We start from the raw sequence: 19,525 nt of genomic DNA, 5'->3' as shown, positions 1-19,525 counted from the left end.
GCATTGAACATACCTGCGGGGGTGGTAACGGGTGTCAGTGAGTCTGGCATAGGGGTCGTCCTTGACGGGTTATGAAGCTTCCAGTCTAACGAGCGACCCTGTTGTAAAAGCCCTATATATGTATCGCTTGTTGGGAAAAAACCTCAACTCGTCATGTTCAAGGCGCTTGATTCGACTGCACCGCGAAGGGAATTTCGACTCTTTGAAGTTTGGCCCTGGCCATCGCTTCCCGGGTCAGTTTCCTCAGCAGGGTGGTCGTTTCGGTATTGATCACATCACACTCTGCCCAGTACTCCTCATCCGTCATCACGCGACCGGGAGGAACATCGGCGGGCTGTTTGCCAAGCGTCGTCGCCAATGTCGTGATGGTCTCGCGCAGTCGTGCGCGCGCCGATGAATCGGAGGTTTGCGTCCAGTCTTTTTGTGCCGTTTGCAGGGCTAATGCCGCGTGAGTTCTGCGCCGCAGGTTCTTGAAGGCCTGCCGGTTGGCACCCTGGATATGTTTGCTCCAGAAATCCTGCTCAAGCAATAAATCAGTCAGATCATCACCCGTCTCGAGCGCCAGTACTTGCTGGTAAGCGGTCTCTATCATCCACGGCGTGACGTCCTCCTCTTCGAACAACATGCTGCGCGACTGCCAAGGCAAATCCAGGCGTTCAGCCAGCGCGGTTACATAGGAAAGATAAATTTCCACTTCATCGATCGACCTGACAAAGTTTCCTTCCTCATCCCGCTGCATGATCATGTCGCCGTCCTGATCATATTCGGGAAGTTTGCGGCCTTGCTCCATCAGGTCCGAGATCCTCTTGCGGGCTATCCTGCCCAGTTCGTTCAGACGTGACTTGCCCTTGGCCAGACTCACCAGGTCCGCTTCCACCAGATCCTTGCTGACAAGACCGTAGGCCTCATGCACCAGCACTTCGACGCCCATGGCGTTAAACAGTTGCGCGCCGGAGTCGACACAGGAGGAAGGAACCAGCGCTTCTTTGAACAGCCTCTCGCGTAGCTCGGTGTTTTCGGCGACCGCCTGCAGCATTCTCCAGACCTTGTCCGCCAGCTCGGTTCGATACGCGGGCACGGCATCCGAGGAGCCGGCAAGTTTTTGGATTTCAGCAAAAAAGGCCTCGGAGCCGAACTCGTCCGCCACCGCGCTCCACAGATCACGTTTCAACGCGCGTAATTCAGGGGTCGCTCGCGCCTCCGGTGGCAACGCCTTGATCCAGAAACTGCTATCGGACATCACCGAATTGGGCGAACCACGGTCAGGATTGAGCCCTACCGATTCAATGTAGGTTCTGAACGTGGTGAGACTTTCTGGCGAAAGCCATGGCGGATCGCGACTGATCAGCGTGCGCGCCACCATTTCAGCCCGGATGGAGCCGGGGGCCACCACGGGAAGCTCGGTAATGGGGTTATCGACCAGTCTCAAATCGAAATGCCGGGGTCTGGGCAGGGCAAAGGTCCCGCTAGGCCAAGTGGCGAGGCCGGTGTTCGAGAGGTTCACGATGTGCAAGTCAGGCATACGGCTGATATCGGGCGATAAGGCCAGTGGATTGTTTTCCATCCCGAGGACTTTTAACCGGGTCAGGTTCTTGATGCTGTCGATGGCTGGTCCGGTCAACACGATCTGGTTATTGCCCACATGCAGTTCCAGCAGATGCGGCATGTCGCTGATCGCTGCAGGCAGGCGGGTCAACTGGTTGCTGGATAGATCCAGGGCGCGAAGCTGGCGAAAATGTCCAAGGAACCCTTCTACTTCATTGCTGAATTGCGAACGATTCAATCTCAGCCGGGTGACATGGTCGAAATTCGCTTCCAGCGCCGGCAAGCTGCGCAGCTGGTAGTGCAACGAGGTATCGCTCAGATCGATGCTCTGGCCGCGATAATTGCCATAGGCGTCATAGTCTTTAGGTCCGGTCCTTTGCCAGGCCTGCTTGAGGGCTCTGACGATTTTTATCCTCGCGCCCCACTCCCTGATGTATTGCGGGCTGTCTCTTACGCCAGAATACTCGTTCGGTGCCCTCAACCAGGCCTGCAGGCGATGATCCAGTTGCTTGTATTCACGCTCCAGCCGTTTCAGCTGTTGCTCAGGCGAGTCGTCCTGAGCATTCAGCGCGGCGACGAATTCATCGATTTCTTCACGGACAAAGTCGGGGTAGAGCGTTTTGACCCGCTCCTCGATAATCCCCTCCCATATCCCCTGACCGCGACCGCTCAACGGATAGCCGCGCCGACCATCGGGCAACAGCGTCAGAGGCTTGAAGAACGGTTGACGCTGCGCCTGCATGTTCAGGACCGAGCGCAGCTCATCACGCGCCAGTGCCTGTTGCTGGATCAGTGCCTTGAGCTCGGCGCCCTGATTCACCTGGGGCAACCCCAGGGATCTTCGTTGAACATCCGGCAAGGCGTGCTGAAGGGCGGCATACAGGTCATCCCCTCCGTGTAAATGATTGTCGCTGGCGTCGCGTGCTTCGTACTGCCCATCCCCGGTACGAACCAGCACTTTGCGCTCAAGGGCATCTTCGGGGCCGACGCTGGCACGTATCGCTCCGGTGAAGGAGCCCTCCCGGACCTCGATACGCAAATCGCCTGGCTCGTCGAGTAATTTTCCCAGTGTATGCAGGGCCAGGCTTTCAGTGTCCGGCGCAGCCAGCGTCTCCAGGAAAAGCCCCTCATAAGCGCGCGACAAACGCACCTCTTGCTGCGCCAGACGCGCTTTCTGCGCCAATTGCAACGGCAGGCGCCGGGTGGTTTTCATCTGGCGCAGCTCGTCGGGTGTCGCCTCCTCCAACAGTTCGTTTGCGAGGGGGGTCGACAATGAGGGAAAGCTACGCTGGATCATCTGTGTCCGGGGATTGCCCAGTTCCTCCCGTTCCTTGGATAAACTCTGGAATATCCGCGCCCTGGCCTGATCCGCATGGTCGGCCAATCGAGTTTTCAACGTCAGGGCCTGTTGGTCCGGCGCGACATGCTGGCCGACCAGGCGCTTGATTTGCTCCTCGCTGAGAAAGGTGAGTACACGCTCCGGCAATTGCCCCGCCATAAGCTCGGCCCGGCTGACCCTGATGACGTCCGAGGCCGGTGCGGCACTATCGCCATATTGAACGGAGTCGCCGCTTAAATCAGGGCCTTCGAACGCCTCTATGGCTTTGCTGCGAGGCCATCCTGGCAGCTCGACCATCAACGAGGCGGCATAGCCGCAAAGGTCGTCCTGCAGCTGGCCGCGACGAATCTGGGTGCCGACTTCGCCGGCATCGGCATAGGCTTGAAACCGCTTGATGGTGTCGGCCAGCATTGGCGGCGTCGGCTCACCCTCGACATGCATTCGACGCAGCGCATCCTCATGCGTGCCGCTGACCTTGAGCATGTGTTCGCGCTCACTCTCGGTGAAGGCGTCCACCGAGTGTCCCAAGCGCCGTAACAAGGTATGTTTCGACCACTGCAGGGGTGCCTCCACCTCATGATGCCAGGCCCCGTTGCCGTTATGGTTCAACGCCGGTTGGTAGGCGTCCTCCCGCGTCGGATGCTTGATTCGGTATGTTCCGGAGTGCGGTTCCTTGTTCAGCGCGTAATGCTTGCCCTCCAGCGGCAGAATATTCTCCCCGGAATGCCGATGCAGCCCCAGCTTGTCGGGCCAGGCGTTCGCTGGCAATTCGACGTTGCGCTCGTAGGGTTTGAGATCGGGTTTCCACAGCCGCGTCTTGCCGCTGGGCAAGGTGACCGACTTCAAGCCTTCGATGAACGGCGAAACCGTGTAATGAAAAACCGGAGCCAGTGCCGCCATCGTCGCCAGGTTTTCCAGCACATCGGTGATGTGCGCCCAGCCCGCGTCCTTGTCGCCCTGGCTCAACTCGCGCACACCCTCGATCGTCTCGAACAACAACTGGTCCGCAGTGACCAGCAGCAGGGCAGCGCCGACCGGCGGCACAAAGAACGCGGCGATACCGACGACAGACATGCCGATATTCAGATAATTGGAGAGCCGACGCTCGCGGGTAATGTCATCCTCGGCAGCCGTGGACACGGCAAGTACCTGCGCGTCCTCTCGCATGTGTCGACGTTTCTGACGAAACATCTCGGTCCAGATGCCAGCCATGCCGACCCACTGAAAATTCAGCGAAAGCTCGGCATGCAGATCGATATTCTCCCGCGGGTCGTGCCGCCAGTGCCGATCCGCTATGGGGCCGACCAACCTTGACGCAGGGCTCACATACTTCAGATAACCGCGCACCTGGTCTTTCCAGTAAGTGCCGGACGGCGCGTCCAGAACCTTCTGGGTAAACCGAAGAAAAAACCGGCCCCGGTCCTTTTCGCCGATGAACCGGCTGAAAAAGCGTTGATAGTCGGTGAGCGCGTCCCTGGCGCTATCGATTCGGCTGCCCGGTGGCCGGTACATCAGTTGATGGGTCAGTTGCGCTTCGAGGTCAGCGAACGAGGCGTATTTTTTTATCGGGTGTTCGGGATCGTCCGGAATCCAGGCAATGACATAGCTGCAATCGTAACGATTGGCGTGGGTTGGAAAAAACACCGCACACTCGGCGATTTCGTACCCCATCAACCGAAGCGGGCTGTAGCTGATGGGGCGTCGGCTGCTTTTATCCCTGACGATATTCTGCTCGTTGATCAGCTCGACTAACATTTCGTAATGTGCGAGTTCGATATCACTTTTCAGGAGGGCTGCATAGGCGGCGGCCTTCAGGGCGGTTTTTTTACTATCGATGAACGCTTGGCTTAACGCCTGCTGATGCGCAGTGCCCCCTTCGTAAAGGAAGTCCTTGATATAGGTTTCATACTGGCCACCTATATCCAGGTTTCTACAGATTGTGACGAACTGCGAAATTTTCAGGCCGGAAGAAACAACCTCGAAGCGACCCTGCACATCGGGCTCGGTAATGAACGTAGAGTCTTTATCAAAGTAACGCTCATCGGCCTCGAAGGCTTCGAAATTATGCAATGCCGCCTGCAGCAACGAGAAGGTCCTGCTACGTACATCGCCAGTGTTCACGCCCGTCGGAATACCGAAAAACTTGTAATCTATCGGGTAGTAGAGACGTACCCAGGTTTTCTCGACATCCAGCTCAATACCCGCTTTGGCCAAAGCAGCCGTCAACAAGGGCTTTGCATAAGCGGTGACACTGTCCACGGCAGCCAAGGTCTTGTCCCATTTATTCTGCGTATGACAGTCAGCTTCTATTAGCCCTTTCAGTACACTGCGCTGATCCGGCGAACAATGTTCATACCAATCTGGAAGAGTCGGTTTAGTGTCTTTGAGCACCTTGCGCCGTAGCGGCGAGGCCTGAACAAGGCATTCGGGAATAGTGCTTTTTAAGAAGTCGAAGTGACGACCCTTTTCATCAGCGCCGGGCGCATCAACCGTGGTGTTTTCCATAAGAGATTCAGACATGTCGCATATCCGTATGCAGTTCAATTGAACTTTCAATTTACTCACCACACACCTGAAACAACAAATCGAAAATCCATCGAATAAAGTCTGAGCAAGCGGCCATAACCATTCAATTAACAGCATCAAAAAACAATTAATTACTACCTTGTCTGCGCATCCATACCGCTTCATCGGCGCGTGCAGCAGGGACAGGACAAAGGCGTCAGGATGCGCCACACTCATTGGCTATCATTGCCATGCAGATGCAAAGCCATGCGTTTATCTGAATTCATCGTGCAGCACGTGGATCGCATCGTTGATGAATGGGAAGTATTTGCCGAATTCATCAGCGCCGACGATTCGCTGGACCGCACGACCTTGCGCGATCACGCGAAGTCGATCCTGCTCGCCGCCTCAACCGATATGTGTAAGACACAGACCGCCTGCGAACAGGCGGCCAAGGCCAAAGGCGAAGGCCCGGAGAAAACTCCGAGCCTGGACCAGGCCGCAGCCTGTCATGGCGAGCTGCGCCACAACGTCGGGTTCGACCTGGTGCAAATGACGTCCGAGTTCCGCCATTTGCGGGCCTGCGTGATTCGTCTGTGGGTCGACAGCCTGGAATCGCCGGACATGACGTACTTCCAGGACATGATCCGCTTCAATGAAGCCATCGACGAAGCCCTTGCCGAGTCCACCGCGGCCTATGCCGAACAGGTCAACCGTTCGCGGGACATCTTTCTGGCGATTCTCGGCCATGACCTGCGTGCGCCGCTGCAAGCGGTGAGCATGTCCACTGAACTGCTGATGCGCAAGGCGACGCTCGAGGGCGATGCGCTGACCTGCGCGATCAACATCAAGCGCGGCGCGCGGCACATGGCGGTGATGGTCGGCGATTTGCTGGAGCTGGTGCGCAGTCGCCTGGGCAAGAGCCTGCCCATCGAGCCTGTCCCCATGGATCTGGCGGACGCAGCCCATGCCGCGATCGCCGAAGCCTGTGCCGGCAACCCGGAGTGCGATCCGATACTCAACGTATCGGGAGACACCCGAGGCGTCTGGGATGCAGGGCGCCTGGGTCAACTCCTGCAAAACCTGATCGGCAACGCATTGCAGCATGGTTCGAACAAGCGGGATGTGACGATAAAGCTCACTGGCGAGCCAGATACGGTTCGTCTCACGGTGCATAACTACGGCACGCCGATTCCCGAGAATGCCATTGGCACTATCTTCGACCCCTTGGTGCGCAGTGCCGACGAAGAACTCGGCCAGCCCTCCACCAGCCTCGGCCTGGGCCTGTTTATCGTCAAGGAAGTGGTCAACGCGCATGCCGGGACGATCGAGGTCAGCTCCAGTGAGGCCGATGGCACGCTGTTTACCGTGGTGTTGCCTCGCCGGACCTAGGGCTTGTGCAGGGGATTGGTGCAGGCAGCTTTGGCCAACCAATAGTGGCTGCTCGAGCGCGCGGTTCTCGGCCAACAGTTGCCGGGCTTCTCCCGGCAAATTCAGCGCCAGGGGGCGCCTGACTATCAGTTCTGCTAGTTCCCAACACTCTGCAGCAGGATCAGACTGGGGCGCTGACACTATCAACGCTTTCACCAAGGAAGGATGCGCCATGCCTCAGTTACCTGCTGACAACCACACGTCCTCCCAACAGTCGCGCACTGTCCTGCTGGCTGCCGACAACAAAAACTCGATACTCGCTGAAGTCGCAGGGGGCAAATCTAATGCCATCGCTTATTCCGCCTACGGCCAGCAGTCCGCTCAGCAGGATGTTGCGACGAAAATCGGGTTCAACGGTGAATTGCTCGAGCCGCACCTCGGCTGGTATTTGCTGGGCAATGGCTACCGGGCTTACAACCCGACATTGATGCGTTTTCATAGCCCGGACAGTTGGAGCCCGTTTGGGGAAGGCGGATTGAATGCGTATATGTATTGCGTGGGTGATCCGGTGAATTTTTCGGATCCGACGGGACATTCCAGGGTGGGAAAATTACTTTGGGGCGCCTATGATTTTCTATTTGGCGGTCCCGGAGCTACAGGGTCAGGCAGACCATTACTGAATGGTCCAATGTCGCCTGAAAAAACGGGTGAACTCACGGGGTTAATCATAGCGGGGGCTCCTGTAGCGGCGGCACCCGGCCCAAGAGGAGACATACTAAGGGAGGGTGCGCGGATGACCAGCGTTGCCTCGGAGAATCTTGGTCGACCTGGATACGCAGACGGAGCGGCGTTAGCCGGATTGACCGCTCTAGGTAATAGATCAATCACCCGAAGTGCTTCACAGAACCCAAACCTGGCGAGCCGCATAACGGTTGAAAGACATCAATTTGGCAGAGATGCAATAACAACTACTTATAGTAATGGGCGAAGTGTCACACGCCCTCGAGAACCGGTTCGGGGTGGAAGCGGGAGGGGTACTAACACAAGTGGTAGCGCGAGTTCGACGTCTCGCCAGCAAATGAGCGAGCCCGAGCGAGTTGAGTACAATACTTGGGTGCGGGTAAGAGGTGCGCAACTGCAAAGGCAAGGTTTTACATCACCATCAGCCATAGGAAGCATAATATTTTCGGAGTCACGTTATCAGGTAAGGCGAATCCGTGCAGAGATTGGGATTCGGAGGCAAGGGTCCGGTCACTAACAGTGACAATCCAGTTTCCCACTGATTCGCGGCCTGGTGTTTAACCATTTTGTTATTCAACCACCAACCGCCCCAACCGCTGCTTCAACATCCGATTCTCCGCCCTTAGCTGCTGGACCTCTTCAAGCAGATCCAGCGCCAGGGCAACCCCCTCCCACTCCAGCTCCAGGTCGTGCCGCAACTTGGCGGCACGCTTGGCCAGCGCCAGCTCGTAATCGTTGAAACGCCAATCCTTGGGCTGCTTGCCCTGAGGTTCGAGGATGCCGTGTTCGACGATTTCGATCACGTAGACGTCCGACAGGTCGGTTGCCTCACAGAATTCTGCCATGTCCAGTTGAACGATCAGGGGGTTGCTCATGATGGGCTACTCCGTCTCTTGGATCAGAAGTGTTCTCTGGGATTGAAAGCGGCTTTTTTCGCCAGTTCCTGCCACAGCGCCTTGACCTCGTCGTCCGAGGTTTTAGGCATCACGGCCTTGAGTTGCACGAACAGGTAACCACGCTCGCCGGCCTTGTTCATCAAGCCGTGTCCCTTGGCGCGCATGCGCTGGCCGTTCTGGCTGCCGGCCGGGACCTTGAGGTTGATCTTGCCGGTCAGGGTCGGTACCGCGACTTCAGCGCCCAGCGCCAGCTCCCACGGTGCCAGTGGCAGGGTAATGATCAGGTTATCGCCTTCTACATCGTATTTCGGATGCGGCGCAAAACGGATGATCAGGTACAGGTCGCCATTGGCGCCGCCACCGACACCCGGTGCGCCCTGGCCCTTGAGGCGGATACGCTCGCCGTCGGCCACGCCGGCCGGGATCTTCACGTTCAGGCTTTTGCTGGTATTGCTGACATGCTGGCCCGCAGCGTTGTACTGCGGCACCTGGAAGCTGACCTTCTTCGACTCGTTCGAGAGGGTTTCTTCCAGAAAAACCGGTAATTCCATTTCCACGTCTTGCCCTCGACGTCCGGTGCTGCGACGCGACTGTCCACCATCAAAACCAGGGCCACGGCCGCCGAAGATCGAACTGAAGAAGTCCGAAAAATCGCCCGTGTCCTGACCACCACCGAACCCGCCAGCGCCTCGCCCCTGCCAACCCGGCGGCCCCTGGAACGGTTGGCCGTGCTGGCCGTATTTGCGCAAATCGTCGTATTCGGCGCGTTTGTCGGCGCTTTTCAGCGCCTCATAGGCTTCCGACGCATCCTTGAACTTGGCCTCGGCGTCCTTTTCCTTGCTGACATCGGGGTGGTATTTGCGCGCCAGCTTGCGATAAGCCGCCTTGATCGTCTTATCGTCCGCAGTCGGTTCCACACCGAGAATCTTGTAATAATCTTTAAAGTCCATCGTGGGAATCACCATCCATTATCGATATCGCGCCACCTGCCAGAGCATGCACTTGATTTGCATCACCGGGTTTGACCGATCTCAAGATTGTGACCGGGCAGCGCATCAGAAGTTTATCGGCAGCAGTGGGCGGTTCTTGCGACCGTCCGGTGGCTGCCAGGCCCAATGCAGACAAGTTTGGGGCAAAGGATAGTCTTTCAAGGCGCTAATAGCTGAGATTTAGCGGATAGTCGGCCTTCGAATCTGTGCCGCAGTGACATACACTGCGCGGCCGTTTTTTAACCGGAACCTGAAAGACATGAAAAACGCATCTCCAGCCCGTGCCTGTGGTATCGACTTCGGCACATCCAACTCCACCGTCGGCTGGCTGCGCCCCGGCATGGAAACGCTGATCGCGCTGGAGGACGACAAGATTACCCTGCCGTCAGTGGTGTTCTTCAACATGGAAGAACGTCGCCCGGTGTACGGCCGGCTGGCGCTGCACGAGTACCTCGAAGGCTACGAAGGCCGCCTGATGCGCTCGCTCAAAAGCCTGCTGGGCTCCAAGCTGATCAAGCACGACACCAGTGTCCTCGGCACCGCGATGCCGTTCAAGGACCTGCTCGGACTGTTCATCGGCCAATTGAAGAAGCGCGCCGAAACGGCCGCCGGTCGGGAGTTCGAAGAAGTGGTGCTGGGTCGTCCGGTGTTCTTCGTCGACGACGACGAAATGGCTGACCAGGAAGCGGAAAACACCCTGGTAGATGTGGCCCGCGCCATCGGTTTCAAGGACGTGTCGTTCCAGTACGAACCGATTGCGGCGGCGTTCGACTATGAGTCGACCATCGAAAAGGAAGAGCTGGTGCTGATCGTCGACATCGGCGGCGGTACGTCCGACTTCTCGCTGGTGCGCCTGTCACCCGAGCGCCGCAATCACGACAACCGTCACGACGACATCCTCGCCACCGGCGGCGTGCACATCGGCGGGACCGATTTCGACAAGCAACTGAGCCTGCAGGGCCTGATGCCGCTGTTCGGCTACGGCAGCCGCATGAAGAGCGGCGCTTACATGCCCACCAGCCACCACATGAACCTGGCGACCTGGCACACCATCAACTCGGTGTACTCGCAGAAGTCGACCCTGGCCCTGGGCAGCATGCGCTACGACATCGAAGACACGGGCGGCATCGACCGCCTGTTCAAGCTGATCGACCAGCGCGCCGGGCATTGGCTGGCCATGGAAGTGGAAGAAACCAAGATTCAGCTGACCCACGCCGACAGCCGGCATGTGCCGCTGGACCGCATCGAGCCGGGGCTGAGCGTAGAGCTCAGCCGGGCACTGTTCGAATCGGCCATCGACAACCTGCTCGAGCGCGTGCGCAACAGCGTCACGCAGTTGCTCAACGATGCGAATGTGCGGGTCGATCAGGTGGATACGGTGTTCTTCACCGGTGGCTCGAGCGGGATCCCGGCGCTGCGCAACAGTGTTTCGGCGATGCTGCCGAATGCGCGGCATGTGGAGGGGAACATTTTTGGCAGCATCGGCAGCGGGTTGGCGATCGAGGCGATGAAGCGTTACGGCAACATGGACTGATCCTGAACCGAGGCGCGCCCATCGCGGGCAAGCCACGCTCCCACAGGATTTGTGTCGTACCCAATGCAGCGAACGACGCAAATCTTGTGGGGGCGTGGCTTGTCGGATCGCCGCACCGCCGCGAAGGCGTCAGATCAGGCAACACATCTCTACCTGATCAAACCATCCCCACCTGCTTCAACTCACTCTTCAGATACGCGTAATAAATCGGCCCCGCCACGACCCCCGGCAGGCCGAACGCGGCCTCGAACACCAGCATTGCCAGGAGCAACTCCCACGACTTGGCACTGATCTGCCCGCCAACAATGCGCGCGTTGAGAAAGTATTCGAGCTTGTGGATAACGATCAGGTAACCCAGTGCCGCCACCGCCACCCAGATCGACAGCGACAAACCGACAATGGTGATCAAGGTATTCGACATCAGATTGCCGATCACCGGCAACAAGCCGAGCAGGAAGGTCAGCACGATCAGGGTCTTGGTCAGCGGCAGCTTGATGCCGAACATCGGCAGGACCACCGCCAGGAAAATCCCGGTGAAGAAGGTATTGAGCAGGGAAATCTTGATCTGGGCGAACACGATGTTACGAAACGCCTGGACCAGCAGGTGCAAACGATCGAACAGTGCGGCGGCCAGAGGCTTGCGCTTGGTCAAGTCCGGCACTCGCTGCAAGGCAATGATCGCCCCCAGCACCATGCCGATCAGCAGCGTCACGAACATGTGCGCCGCGTCCTTGCCCACCAGCTGCAAGTCACTCAGGTGCTTGCTCATCCACTCGCCGATCGCCACGCGGAATTCGGCGGCACTGGCGGGCAAATAGGCGTCGATGAACGGCGGCAGCTGCCCGCGCGCCCGGTCGACCACGCCCATGAATTTGTCGAGGGAAGCGCCGGGGTTCTCCGCCTCGTGCAGCAGGAAGCTGATGGCGCCGGCAAAGATCAACGCCAGTACACTCACCACCAATGTGCCCAGCAACGCCACCGCCAGCCAGCGCGCGCGCCGGCCTTCGATCAGCCGCTGCAATTGCGGGGTGAGCATGTTGACCAGTTCGAACACCAGTAGCCCGGCCAGCAGGCTGGGCAGCAGCCGCAACGGCAACACCAGCAGCAAACCACCGAAGATGATGACCCAACTGATTACCAGCAAGACTTGACGTTGAGAAAACGTTGGCATACAGCCTCAAAACGAACGGCGTAAAAGGATTGGCAGTCTGCCAGCGTTCCGGTGACAGCACATCCCAACCGAATGTTTATTTTTTCTTCAGACAGTCACTCATGAACGCCTTGCGCTCATCACCCTTGAGGGGTTTAGTCGCGGCATCGGCGTTGCAGGTTTTCATCTTTTCCTGCTGGGGAGTCATGGGTTTGGCGGCATCCGCTGCCGGCGCAGCTTTGAGGCAAGTGCTCATGAAGGCCTTGCGCTCATCGCCCTTGAGGCTTTTTGCGGTGGCGTCGGCGTTGCAGGTGGTCATCTTGTTCTGTTGGTCAGTGGCGGCGAAACTCTGGGCGCACATCAGTACACCGATCATCAACAAAGGGACATGCAACATCTTCATGGAGTTTTCTCCTTGTTGCCGCAACGAGGGGCGCGGCCTCGTCCTGCAGTGTAGACAACACCCGTTACATCTTCATCGGCTCTCCAAGTGGCTGCGTCGATACTGCTCCGGTGTGCATCCGGCCTGGCGTTGAAACATCGCGATAAATGCCGACCCAGTGCTGTAGCCCATATCGAAAGCGACTTCCTGGATGCTGCGATGGCTGTCCAGCGCTTCAATCGCCGCAAGAAAGCGCAAACGCTGGCGCCACTCGCCAAAACTCATGCCCAACTCGCGTACGAACTGCCGCGCCAGGGTCCGTTCGCTGACGTGTATCTGCGCCGCCCAGTGCGCCAAAGGTCGGTTGTCGCCCGGCTCCGCCTGCAAGCATTCCAGTATCCCGAGCAATCCGGGGCTGCTGGCGTAGGGCAAGTAACACTCATGTACCTGGGCCTGTTGCAGCTGGTCCACCAGCACTTGGGCCAGCCGTTTGTCGGCTGCACGCTCGGGAATTTTCACATCCCGGGCGGCAAAATCCTTGAGGATCGCTTTCAGAATGTCGCTGATCGCCAGCGTACAAGCCTGTTGCGGCAGGTCGTGGCACAAGAGCGGTGCCAGGCAGACCGCACGATAATTGATCGGCTGATTGCTGTAGAAGCTGTGCTCGGTCTGCGGCGGCACCCACACCGCGTATTGCGGTGGCGACATGAAGCGGCTGCCGCCGACTTCCATCTGCAATACGCCGTGGGCCGAATACTCCAGTGTGCCCCAGGGATGACGGTGAGCCGAGGCGTAGCGGTGCGCATCGAAGTCGGCATAACGGAAGTACACCGGCGAAGGTAACTCGCTGAAATCCAGCAGGTCGATGTGTTTGCTGTTCATGCTGTCTGTCATCAGGGGCAGGTTGTCCGGATCGCAGTATAGGCTTGCATCCAGACAGGCGATAATTACGTCTCATCAATACCTGGTTTTTTCCGATGCAATACGCGTATCCCCTGCTGGCCATTTTCATCTGGGCCGGCAACACCGTGATCACCAAAATGTCGGCTGGCGCGATTTTCCCCGCCGAGATTGGCTTCTACCGCTGGCTGCTGGCCGGAATCCTGTTCACACCGTTCATGCTCAAACCGGTGATCACCCATTGGCCGGCGATCCGCCCCAACCTGGGCAAGATCTTCATTCTTGGCGTGCTGGGCATGGCGGTGTATCAAAGCCTGGCGTATTTCGCCGCGACGCTGACCTCGGCCACGAACATGGGGATCATCCTGTCGCTGATGCCGCTGATGTCACTGGTCATGGCAATCGTCAGCCTGGGCCAGCGCCTGACTGCCGGGGCCTTGGCTGGGGCGGTGCTGTCGTTTGCCGGCGTGCTGGTGATTATCTCCTCCGGCAACCTGGCAGCATTGCTGGAACACGGCGTCAATCTGGGCGACGCGATGATGCTGATCGCCACTCTGGCCTATGCGATCTACAGTACCCTGCTGAAAAAGTGGCAATTGCGCTTGCCACCGCTGGTGTTGCTGTATTTACAGGTACTGGTAGCGGTAATGGTGCTGTTTCCGCTATTTCTTACTTCACCGAAAATCGGCCTGACCCAGCAGAACATTCCGCTGGTGTTATATGCCTGCCTGCTTGCCTCGATGATTGCGCCGCTGGCGTGGATGCAGGCGGTGGTGCGCCTGGGGCCGAGCCGGACCACTCTGTTTTTCAATCTGCTGCCGTTGATTACGGCGCTGATTGCGGCGGTGGTGCTGCAAGAGCAGTTGGCGATGTACCACCTGGTGGGTGGGGTGCTGACCTTGGGCGGGGTGATTGTTTCGGAGCGCTGGACCACCGTGCTGGGCCGTAGGCCTTGCGCTGCCTGATCCGACGCCATTCGCGAGCAAGCCCGCTCCCACATTGATCTCGGTTGCCCACAGATTTTGTGTTCGCCATACATTTCCTGTGGGAGCGAGCCGGCTCCCGGCGGCGTTCCGACGAAGAACGATGACTCTATCAACCTGCTAAACCCCGGCCGCTTTCAGCCGCGCCGCGTGCTCGACAAACAACCGAACCGGCTCCGCCCCCTTGCCGACCAGTCCCAGCGACTGATTGACGATATCGAAGTGATCCAGGGGGTATTGATCGCCAATCACTGTCCCGAGATGCGAACTGTATCGCCCGACCATCCCGTCGCACTGCCCGGTTTCGCGCACAAAGGTTCTGGCAAACAAGCGGCAGCTTCGATTGGTCCCATCAAACAGGTTGGCGCCCCGATCGGTTTTCCCCGGTTGCAAGGTCCCGGACCAGGAGTAATAACGCACGCCGTTGACCTCTTCAGGCCCTTGCCCGCCCCAGGTCAGCGGCAACCCCTGTGGATAACGCTGGTTGAACAACGCCACGCCTTCAGTGGTCAGCGATTGATGCGAGGCCGGGATATCCACTGGCAGCTTCGGCCCGCGATAGCCGGTTTCCAGCAGGCTCATCACCGCCCCGATCAACCGCAGCAAAACAGCGAGCAGGCGACCCTTGGCGCTGTCTGCCGGGTAGTGTTCGTGCAGGTAGTCCGCCAACTCCGAACCGTGATTGGGTCCCGCCACCGACGTGACCGAGGCGACCCGATCGGGGCGTTTGGCGGCGGCATAACGGGCGGTGAGCGAGCCTTGGCTATGGCCGATCAGGTTGACTTTCTCGGCCCCGGTTTCTCGCACAATCTCCTCGATCCGCGCCAACAGCTGCTCACCGCGCACCTCGGTCGAGTTGAGCGGCGAGACCTGCACCGCTACCACCGTCGCCCCATCCCGGCGCAGCGCCGAAACAATTCCATACCAGTACGGATAGAGCAGCAGACGGATAAACCCGAGCATTCCCGGAACCAGGACCAACGGATAGCGTGTGGCAGAACCTTGCGACATGGGCAAACATCCTTGTGATCGGTGAGATGACGCAAGGCGCGATGCAATACCTCCGCCAAGCTTCGACATCGAAGGTGACAACTCGACAACCAGTCTATGACATCCGCCCCACCTGGATATTTGGCGATTGATCATTTCCATAAAACTTTTCGCTTCGCCCATCACTCACACCTTAAGTAGCGATCACGTCCTCAGAGGCGTGGCGAAAACCGGATTAGCCTCCAGGAGATCGAGATGAGCGACATGCATTTGTCCGATGTAACCACCCTGCGCGAACGTGCCCGCAAGAATGTCGAGAACGGCGCAGTGACCGAAAGCTACAGCGCCGACCGCGAAGAGGTACTGCGCCTGCTCAACGAATCGCTGGCCACCGAACTGGTCTGCGTGTTGCGCTACAAGCGCCATTACTTCATGGCCAACGGCCTCAAAGCCCATGTCGCCGCTGACGAATTCCTCGAGCACGCGACCCAGGAAGCCCAACACGCCGACCGTCTGGCCGAACGCATCGTGCAATTGGGCGGTGAACCCGAGTTCAACCCCGACCTGCTGTCGAAAAACTCCCACGCCCAGTACGTGGCCGGCAATTCGCTCAAGGAAATGGTCTATGAAGACCTGGTCGCCGAGCGCATCGCCATCGACAGCTACCGCGAGATTATTCAGTACATTGGCGAACAAGACCCCACTACCCGCCGCATCTTTGAAGACATCCTGGCCCAGGAAGAAGAGCATGCGGATGACATGGCCGATATCCTGAAAGATCTGTAACGGCAAAACAGCCTTATTGCACATGAAATAACGCAATAAGGCTGCCCCACCACTCGCCACAGCAGCAAACTAAAGACACAAAAGCCAAATAGACACCACGCCACACTTACTTATACTCGAGCCCACAACAAAACCGTTGTTTACATTCAAGTAAAGGAATACATCTATGTACATGGAAGAACGCATTGATTTCGTTGCTTCGTTGCCAATCAGTGCAGCACCCGCAAAGCGATCCCTTATTAATTTAAATGTCAAAATCACAAACAACACCAACAAGGCCTCAGCCTGCGTCTTCCCTAACAATATAAGTGTGCGCTTGCCGGGTGTACGACAACAGATCTTTGATGACGTCAACCTCTGCAAATTGGTGATGCAGACTGCTGCTGACAAACTATTCCCTGAACCCGAGCAAATATTCGAGTGGTATAAATACTACACCTCCGGCCTTGGCAAATTAGGCTGGGTGCTGCAGGCCAGAAACTATGAAAACACCACCATCGACCAAGCCGGATTGACGCTGGAGACACTGGCCCTGCAGCTCGCGAAGCCTCATATCGGCGACAAAGCTCCGATTATCACCTCCTGCTTCGAACAGGCAATGGCCGCCGTTAAAAACACACCAGGCGCCCTTGAACTCTTTAATATGAAGGAAGAAACCAAGCAAAATCGAAAATACGACCTCGGGCCGGTTTGGTACGATGAGAAGGGCCAGGCGAACATGGTCGTCAACTGCATATCCTTCGACTCCCGTGAAGGCATCATCGACGTCCTGAACTGGAAGTCGACCACGCAGTCGACCACCGTAAAGAGCGGTGCTACACATGCTTACCTGGACAACAACGTGTTCCCGAAACTGCGCAATACTCTGGTTGCGAAATACGAGACCATGTTCAACAATTTCGTGCTAGGCATGCCCGACTTTTAACTAATGGCTAACGCTTGAAGCTTAATTGAAATCGGCTACCCATAGTCGATTTCAATTCCCCGCTCCGTATCAGCCTCACTTCGGAGAAGCCATCATTAAACAATTAATTGATATTTACCTTGTCAGTGGAAATATAACGGTTTTTTTTGGACAGCATACTGAGGCTTTCAAAAAAGACATATTGCACACAAGCTTGTGCGGCCATCTTTTGTCTCAAAAACTCAACGACGGCCTCACCTCGTGGTCCACTTATACAGGCACGTTAAAAAAACTGGACTGGATCGGGAGCAGCTCCGAGCTGAAATTTTTGAAATTCGAAAACAGCAGCCTCTTGAATATTATTGATTTGTGTACTGGCAAGACCCTCAAAACCAATGAAAGAGCGATATTGGACACAATATTGATAAAACTGGCCAGGCTCCCAAGTGACGTACCCGCAGCCAAGAGCATTACTAACAGACTTGAGCTCAACGCTTCTGACGTCTCCTACACAACTGGCTCTCGCTCCCCTTTCAAGCAGTCATACGCTACTTCAGTTACGCTAACCATCGTATTCGACAATAAAAAAGTCGCGACTCTGCAAGTCTCGTTTAAAACCGACGATTTGATTGGGCTCGACATCCTGACCAATCCGACATTGAAAGCACTCGACGAGGTTTATAATAGTCGCTTATTGATCAGCACTATAAACGAACATCGATACAACACCAGGCGCGCGCAAATCGCAAAAAAACTTGGAGACAAAATGCTAACTGAATTACTTCATATCACCGATTTGCTCCAGATTTAACCAGATTCACATCATCTGCATCGAGTTACAATCAAGCGATAGACTTACAGTTTTCAGCCATTATAGTAACGATACAGACATTAAGTCTGATCAAACCAAAAAAGGATTTTAAACATGCATCTTGAACAACGCCTTGAACTTATTGATTCTCTACCTTCCTTGCCAGCAGTCAAGACCCCCGCCATTCGATCTTTAGCTGCTCAACCGACAATCGATCTTAGCAAGCCAAACGCCACCATTGGAGAAGAGATGATGAATCTCTTCATGGCGGACATAGCGGAACAGAACCGTAAAGACGTCAATAACTGCAAGCAATTGGTACAGAACGCTGCGACGAAGCGTTATGACCCCAAAAAAGAGCTCCATCAATGGTACAAGGTCTATACCGAGACTATGGAAAAGCTTGGCTGGATCATTCAGGCTTCCCAGATCAAGCAACAAACGATTAAACGCAGTGGCTTGACGATGGATGTTGTCGCTGTCCTTGCACTGCAAGGCCTGGTGGGAGCTAATGCCCCGAAACTCGCGGAAGTGGCTGCCAAGGCGGTAGGGGTTGTCAAAAACGATGACGGGCTTATTGATATTTACAACCGTAAAGCTGATGTCGGATCAGACGCCAAATTCGACATGTCGCCGATCTGGCAAACCAAGGAGGGTTATCCAATGATGATCCTTAACTGCAATTCCCTCGATGTCAGCGAAAGCAGTCGTGGCATTCTGTTCTGGAAATCAACCAGCCAGCAAACAAAAATCCAGACAGCCGCACAGGCCATGTACCTGAACCTGGATGTCTACGCCGGGATACGTCAATTGGTTCTTCAAAAAATTGGCGATACTGCCAGAAACGCTCTCGCCGATATTCCGGATCTAGACTGACACTGATCCTGCCAAACTATCCAGGCAGTGCCCACGAGCCGTTTCGTCAAACCATTGTAGCCAGCAGGAATACAAATGACTAATAGCGCCTTTGACACGTATATCGTCAATGGAAACATTACTGTTTTTTTGGGACAACACTCATCTGACTTCAAGAATGATATCTTGAATTCAAGTTTGCTAGGGAGTTTGGCCTCCAACCTGAGCAGCGGTGCTCCGGACTCTTGGTTCTACTCTTACAAGCGAACACTTGGCTCTATATTTTGGGCAGCCAAAGCTGATGCAAGCCATAGCCCTAAAGTTAAATCGGCGAGTATACTAACACTCGCCGAGCTTACGCTATCCAGGTACTTGACCCCTGCGCAGCTTAGTCAGCTTGCTGACTGTCTGGCTGTCGTAAAAAATCTACCTGAAGACTCCGAGGCCTTGGCGGCCTGTTTGAATAACGTCCAACGCAATCAACCTGTTGACCAGACGACCTCCAACACGGCCCGCCTGTTATTGACCGTTGTCTGTGAAAACACGATGGTCATTTCATGCAACATCATGCTCAACGCCGCCAACCCTGTTGACATCACGATTCTTGACGAAGAGTTTCCCCTGGAAAAAGTCGCTCCGCAGGTCGACCTGTGGATTACTTATCTAGGGGACGACAATTATGCCGGCATTCGTGACAAGGTGATCGAAAAGCTTGGTAGCAACATTAAAACCAAGCTCTTCCACCTCAATGCAACGCCGTTATAAAGTCAGCACCCATGCACATCTGAACAGCATGTGATCAGCCGCTTGAATAGCAATGATGTGCACCGCAAAAAAACGAGCC

At 56.3% G+C, this 19,525-nt stretch carries 16 protein-coding genes; 9 read left to right on the top strand and 7 right to left on the bottom strand.

Annotation, left to right across the window (positions count from 1 at the left end; translation table 11 throughout):
- Positions 1-157: 157 nt before the first annotated feature.
- Positions 158-5,404, bottom strand: coding sequence for an NEL-type E3 ubiquitin ligase domain-containing protein (locus tag PMA3_RS02375; RefSeq protein ID WP_064675668.1), 5,247 nt, complete (start codon positions 5,402-5,404; stop codon positions 158-160).
- A 252-nt stretch (positions 5,405-5,656) separates the two neighbouring features.
- Between PMA3_RS02375 and PMA3_RS02370 the strand changes: the two genes are divergently transcribed.
- Together PMA3_RS02370 and PMA3_RS30425 are read left to right on the top strand one after the other, a co-directional pair.
- Complete coding sequence (locus tag PMA3_RS02370; protein ID WP_064675667.1) at positions 5,657-6,781, top strand: sensor histidine kinase; 1,125 nt, start codon at positions 5,657-5,659, stop codon at positions 6,779-6,781.
- On the top strand, positions 6,705-8,018 hold the full coding sequence (locus tag PMA3_RS30425) for an RHS repeat-associated core domain-containing protein (protein ID WP_420848605.1): 1,314 nt from the start codon (positions 6,705-6,707) through the stop codon (positions 8,016-8,018). The genes PMA3_RS02370 and PMA3_RS30425 overlap by 77 nt, the downstream gene beginning before the upstream one ends.
- Before the next feature lie 52 nt (positions 8,019-8,070).
- Here PMA3_RS30425 and PMA3_RS02365 read toward each other — a convergent pair whose 3' ends face one another.
- Together PMA3_RS02365 and PMA3_RS02360 are read right to left on the bottom strand one after the other, a co-directional pair.
- Entirely contained in the window at positions 8,071-8,376 is a 306-nt protein-coding gene (locus PMA3_RS02365; protein ID WP_064675666.1) for a chaperone modulator CbpM, read from the bottom strand.
- Positions 8,377-8,399: 23 nt separating this feature from the next.
- A complete protein-coding gene (locus PMA3_RS02360) occupies positions 8,400-9,347 on the bottom strand; it encodes a DnaJ C-terminal domain-containing protein (RefSeq protein WP_064675665.1) in 948 nt (315 codons plus the stop codon).
- Between the two features lie 298 nt (positions 9,348-9,645).
- Here PMA3_RS02360 and PMA3_RS02355 point away from each other — a divergent pair, with 298 nt between their 5' ends.
- Positions 9,646-10,920 (top strand): Hsp70 family protein, encoded by a 1,275-nt coding sequence (locus PMA3_RS02355; RefSeq protein WP_064675664.1) that lies wholly within the window; start codon positions 9,646-9,648, stop codon positions 10,918-10,920.
- A 157-nt stretch (positions 10,921-11,077) separates the two neighbouring features.
- Here the strand turns inward: PMA3_RS02355 and PMA3_RS02350 are convergent, their stop codons facing one another.
- The 3 genes from PMA3_RS02350 to PMA3_RS02340 form a co-directional block, all read right to left on the bottom strand.
- Entirely contained in the window at positions 11,078-12,091 is a 1,014-nt protein-coding gene (locus tag PMA3_RS02350; RefSeq protein ID WP_064675663.1) for an AI-2E family transporter, read from the bottom strand.
- 76 nt (positions 12,092-12,167) lie between these two features.
- The gene (locus PMA3_RS02345; protein WP_064675662.1) at positions 12,168-12,473 is read right to left on the bottom strand and encodes a PsiF family protein; all 306 of its coding nucleotides are present in this window, start codon (positions 12,471-12,473) and stop codon (positions 12,168-12,170) included.
- Positions 12,474-12,545: 72 nt separating this feature from the next.
- Positions 12,546-13,334, bottom strand: a complete 789-nt coding sequence (locus PMA3_RS02340; RefSeq protein WP_064675661.1) for an AraC family transcriptional regulator — start codon at positions 13,332-13,334, stop codon at positions 12,546-12,548.
- A 95-nt stretch (positions 13,335-13,429) separates the two neighbouring features.
- Here PMA3_RS02340 and PMA3_RS02335 point away from each other — a divergent pair, with 95 nt between their 5' ends.
- Positions 13,430-14,317 (top strand): DMT family transporter, encoded by an 888-nt coding sequence (locus tag PMA3_RS02335; protein WP_064675660.1) that lies wholly within the window; start codon positions 13,430-13,432, stop codon positions 14,315-14,317.
- A 138-nt stretch (positions 14,318-14,455) separates the two neighbouring features.
- On the opposite strand, the gene PMA3_RS02330 is transcribed toward PMA3_RS02335, so the two are convergent.
- The gene (locus tag PMA3_RS02330; RefSeq protein ID WP_064675659.1) at positions 14,456-15,346 is read right to left on the bottom strand and encodes an esterase/lipase family protein; all 891 of its coding nucleotides are present in this window, start codon (positions 15,344-15,346) and stop codon (positions 14,456-14,458) included.
- Between the two features lie 234 nt (positions 15,347-15,580).
- Between PMA3_RS02330 and PMA3_RS02325 the strand changes: the two genes are divergently transcribed.
- The 5 genes from PMA3_RS02325 (at position 15,581) to PMA3_RS02305 (ending at position 19,446) form a co-directional block, all read left to right on the top strand.
- Positions 15,581-16,111: a ferritin-like domain-containing protein gene (locus tag PMA3_RS02325; protein WP_064675658.1), complete on the top strand. Its 531-nt coding sequence runs from the start codon at positions 15,581-15,583 to the stop codon at positions 16,109-16,111.
- Positions 16,112-16,277: 166 nt separating this feature from the next.
- Entirely contained in the window at positions 16,278-17,036 is a 759-nt protein-coding gene (locus PMA3_RS02320; RefSeq protein WP_064675657.1) for a hypothetical protein, read from the top strand.
- Between the two features lie 25 nt (positions 17,037-17,061).
- Positions 17,062-17,826, top strand: coding sequence for a hypothetical protein (locus PMA3_RS02315; protein ID WP_082930245.1), 765 nt, complete (start codon positions 17,062-17,064; stop codon positions 17,824-17,826).
- Between the two features lie 114 nt (positions 17,827-17,940).
- Positions 17,941-18,702 (top strand): hypothetical protein, encoded by a 762-nt coding sequence (locus PMA3_RS02310; RefSeq protein ID WP_064675656.1) that lies wholly within the window; start codon positions 17,941-17,943, stop codon positions 18,700-18,702.
- A gap of 75 nt (positions 18,703-18,777) precedes the next feature.
- Positions 18,778-19,446, top strand: a complete 669-nt coding sequence (locus PMA3_RS02305; RefSeq protein ID WP_064675655.1) for a hypothetical protein — start codon at positions 18,778-18,780, stop codon at positions 19,444-19,446.
- Positions 19,447-19,525: the final 79 nt, after the last annotated feature.

Source organism: Pseudomonas silesiensis, assembly GCF_001661075.1.
Taxonomy (GTDB): domain Bacteria; phylum Pseudomonadota; class Gammaproteobacteria; order Pseudomonadales; family Pseudomonadaceae; genus Aquipseudomonas; species Aquipseudomonas silesiensis.
This window is presented reverse-complemented; position numbering and strand designations above follow the sequence as displayed.